This is a genomic window from Phenylobacterium sp. (assembly GCF_035944335.1).
Lineage (GTDB): Bacteria > Pseudomonadota > Alphaproteobacteria > Caulobacterales > Caulobacteraceae > Phenylobacterium.
On record NZ_DASZBG010000125.1, the window covers coordinates 1 to 3,716 of the forward strand.

Here is a 3,716-nt window from a genome sequence, read left to right on the forward strand (position 1 = left end):
GAGGCGACGGTGGAGACCCACGACGCCCGGCCCGGGCTGCGGGTGGCCGTGTCTCACCGCGTCGTGGCGGGGAGCGCGGCGGAGCCCGCCGTGGCCGCGGTCTGAGGCGGCCCTAGTTCCCAGGATCCCGGGCGCTCCGGACATGCGAAAGGCCGCCCCATCGCTGGAGCGGCCTTTCCATAGTCGGGACCGCAGCGCGGCGCCGCGACCTCTGCCAAACCGGTGGCTTAGGCGCGGACCTCGTCAACGGAGGTCCAGGTCACGGTATCCAAACTACGGATGAAACTATGAGACACTGGATCACCTCCTTTCAGCTGTTGAACAGGACCCTTCGAATATGGGGCGGTTCGCGGCGTCCCGCAAACGCGGCCATACGTCCTAGGCGCTCTTCGCCAGCAGCGGCTTGGGCGGGTCCTGCAGGCTCGCCCGGCGCCTGAGGTCCTCGACGGGCCGGTCGAGCTTGTCCAGCGCCTCGATCATCGCCCGATAGCCCTCGGCCACCGCCGGGGCGAAGGCGCTCCAGTCGCGGATTTCGATGTCGGCCACGTCGGGCAGCACCAGCACGTCGGTGGCCGCCCGCGAGGCCGCGTGGTCGGCGCCGGTCGAGACCGTCGCGGCCCGCATCAGCACCGAGACGATCGGCGGGCCCTTGCGCCATTGCCCCGACCACAGCCAGCGCCAGACCGAGGAGGGTCGCGCCACGTCGTCGGCGGTGATGCTGCGCCCGGAGGTGACGTCGACGCCCACCACCGGCCCCAGCTGCGAGGCGTGCATGATGTCGGCGGGGAAGTTCTTCATCACCGCCCCGTCCACCAGCACATTGTTGTCCTCGGTGGCCGGCGGCAGGATGCCGGGCAGGGCGATGGTGGCCCGCAGCGCCTTTCGCACCAGCCCGCGACGGTGCAGCTGGTAGGCGCCGGTGGTGAGGTTCGAGGACAGGCAGAAGAACGGCAGCCAGAGGTCCTCGATGGCCGTGTCGCCGAAATGATGCGCCAGCCGTTCGCTGACCTTCACGCCGTGGGTCATGGCCAGCAGCGGCAGGGCGATGTCGTCCAGCGGGCTGGTGTCGACGAAGGCCTCGCGGATGCGCCGCTCCATCTCCGCGTCGCCCCAGCCCATGGCCACGCCCGCGGCGATGATCGCGCCCATGGACACCCCGCCCACGAAGTCGATCGGCACCTGGCGTTCGCGCAGCGCCCGCAGCGCGCCCACGTGGGCATAGGCCCGCGCCCCGCCGCCCGACAGCACCAGCCCCACCGATTGGCCGGTCAGCACGCGCGCGATGCGCTGCAGGTCCGGCGCGTGGTCGCGTCGCAGGTGGAACAGCCGCGCCGGCTGCGCCGCCTCCATCCAGCCCGCCGAGCCGGTCGGCCGGTGCAGGTCGGCCGGCTGCAACAGGATCAGGTCCACGAGCTGCTGGGCCTGCAGGGGCGAGGCCGGCGGCGTTTCGCCTTCGGCGCGCGGCGGCTTGCGGTCGCCGCGGCCCACGAGAAACAGCCGGTCCACCTGCCGCGACACCGACTGGCGCCAGGCCCCGTCGGCGGCTTCGGCCAGGTAGAGGACGAAATCGTGGGTGCGCTCCACGTCGGAGAACCACTCGGTGGGCGCGTTCTGGGCCTCTGAGCCGATGCAGGTGACCGAGTAGCCGAGCCTGCCGATCTCGACGGAGATCCGCTCCACGAGGCCCCGCAGCGGCCCGGGCTGGCCCAGCGTCGTGAAGCCATAGACCGAGGGCTCGCCCATGCCGCCGCGGTTCACGGCCTGGCGGGTGCGCAGGATCATCAGCCTGGCGAGCTCGGTCATCACCGAGGCGTCGGCCTCGCAGGCCTCGAAGAACACGTCGCGGGGCAGGGCGAACAGCTCGGAATCGCGGAGCGCGACCACCTCGGCGGAGTGCGGCGCGCCGGCGATCAGGCTCATCTCGCCGGCCGGCTCGCCGGGGCGGATCACCCCCAGGAACTGCGGCTCATGGCCCTCTTCGCGGCGGAAGGCGCCCAGCCGGCCGGTGCGCAGGAAGTAGAGCTGGTCGGCCGGATCGCCCGCCGAATAGAGCTTCTGGCCGCCGGGCAGCGAGAACCAGGTGGCTTCGCCCTGCGCGCGCTCCTGGCTGAAGAGCCGCGCCAGCGCCGAATCGTCGGGGATTTCAGGAAGGCCGGCCACGGAGGAAACCTACTCTGCCCGGAGAGTCGTCCCAAGCTTGAGTGTTGATGCGCCGCGAGGCCGCGGATCATCGGCGCCATAGACGCTCGTGCAGCGTTAGACTGGCGCGTCCCAAGGAGGTTCCGATGCCCAATCCGATCGCCGACCCGCTGGTCGAGGTCCCCGACACCAGCCCGACCTCCGACCTGGTGCGCATCGAGGCGACGCAGGCCGGCGCCGCGACCGTGGTGCTGAACCGTCCGGCCCGCAAGAACGCTTTCGACGCCGACCTGATCTCGGCGATGGACGAGGCCTTCGAGACCCTGCGTGGCGCCGAGGGCGTGCGGGTGGTCTTCCTGCGCGGCGCGGGCGCGATGTTCAGCGCCGGCGCCGATCTCGAATGGATGCGCCGGGCCGCCGACCGCACCGAGGCCGACAACCGCGAAGACGCCATGGCCATGGCGACCATGATGAAGAAGCTCTGGGACCTGCCGACCCTCACCGTGGCCCTGATCGAGGGCGGCGCCTTCGGCGGCGGCGCGGGCCTGGCGGCCTGCTGCGACCTGGCGATCGCCACCCAGGACGCCAGGTTCAGCTTCTCCGAAGTCCGGCTCGGCCTCATCCCGGCGGTGATCAGCCCCTACGTCGTCGCCGCCATCGGCGCCCGGCAGGCGCGCGCCCTGTTCGCCACGGGCCAGGTGTTCGACGCCGCCGAGGCCCAGCGGATCGGCCTGGTCACCGAACTCGTCGCCGACGTCGCCGGCCTGACCGCCGCCCACGACCGCATCGCCCGCGAGGTGCTGGCCTGCGCGCCCGGCGCCCTGGCCGAGGCCAAGCAGCTGGTCGGCGACGTGGCCGGCCGCGAGATCGACCACGACCTCCTGGAGCTCACCGCCAGGCGCATCGCCGCCGCGCGGGTGGGCCCGGAGGGGCAGGAGGGCGTCCGCGCCTTCCTGGAGCGCCGCAAGCCCGCCTGGGCCGCGGGCTGAACGGGACCTCGCGTCACACTTTCCAAACCGCCGCGAGGCGCCTTAAGCCTGCAGGTCATGGCGCTTCACATGATCAAGCTGTGCGTCGGCTGCGACACGGTCGAGGAGCTCGTCGACTGGCGGCAGACCTATCGGCCGGGCGAGCCGTGGATCCTGCGCACCCGCCAGACGCCCAAGCGCGCCGCCGAGATGATCGACGGCGGCTCGGTGTTCCGGGTGTTCAAGGGCGTGATCCTCTGCCGCCAGAAGGTGCTCGACGTCGCAACCGTGGGGGAAGGCGCCGCCGCCCGCTGCGAGGTGACCCTCGACGAAGAGGTCGTGCGCGTCCTGCCCACGCCGCGCCGCGCCTTCCAGGGCTGGCGCTACCTGGAGCCCAGGGACGCCCCGCAGGACCTGCGCGGCGAGGCGTTCGGCGACGTGCCCCCCGAGCTCGCCCGCCAGCTGCGCGAAGTCGGCGCCTGGTAGCCGACCCTACCGGATCACCCAGTCGGCGCTGGTGATGGTGGTGGGATCGACGTGCTGCAGGTGGATGATGTTGAGGCCCCACTGCTGGGCCGTGCCGGGGCCGTCGGCGTCGAACAGCACGGT

General features: G+C 72.1%; 3 protein-coding genes. 2 read left to right on the forward strand and 1 reads right to left on the reverse strand.

The annotated features are described in order from the left end of the window. Positions 1 to 378: 378 nt before the first annotated feature. On the reverse strand, positions 379 to 2,160 hold the full coding sequence (locus tag VGT80_RS18580) for a patatin-like phospholipase family protein (RefSeq protein WP_327458150.1): 1,782 nt from the start codon (positions 2,158 to 2,160) through the stop codon (positions 379 to 381). 125 nt (positions 2,161 to 2,285) lie between these two features. Here VGT80_RS18580 and VGT80_RS18585 point away from each other — a divergent pair, with 125 nt between their 5' ends. Together VGT80_RS18585 and VGT80_RS18590 are read left to right on the forward strand one after the other, a co-directional pair. Further along, positions 2,286 to 3,128 (forward strand): enoyl-CoA hydratase-related protein, encoded by an 843-nt coding sequence (locus tag VGT80_RS18585; RefSeq protein ID WP_327458151.1) that lies wholly within the window; start codon positions 2,286 to 2,288, stop codon positions 3,126 to 3,128. A gap of 57 nt (positions 3,129 to 3,185) precedes the next feature. Further along, positions 3,186 to 3,593 (forward strand): DUF1489 domain-containing protein, encoded by a 408-nt coding sequence (locus tag VGT80_RS18590; protein WP_327458152.1) that lies wholly within the window; start codon positions 3,186 to 3,188, stop codon positions 3,591 to 3,593. Positions 3,594 to 3,716: the final 123 nt, after the last annotated feature.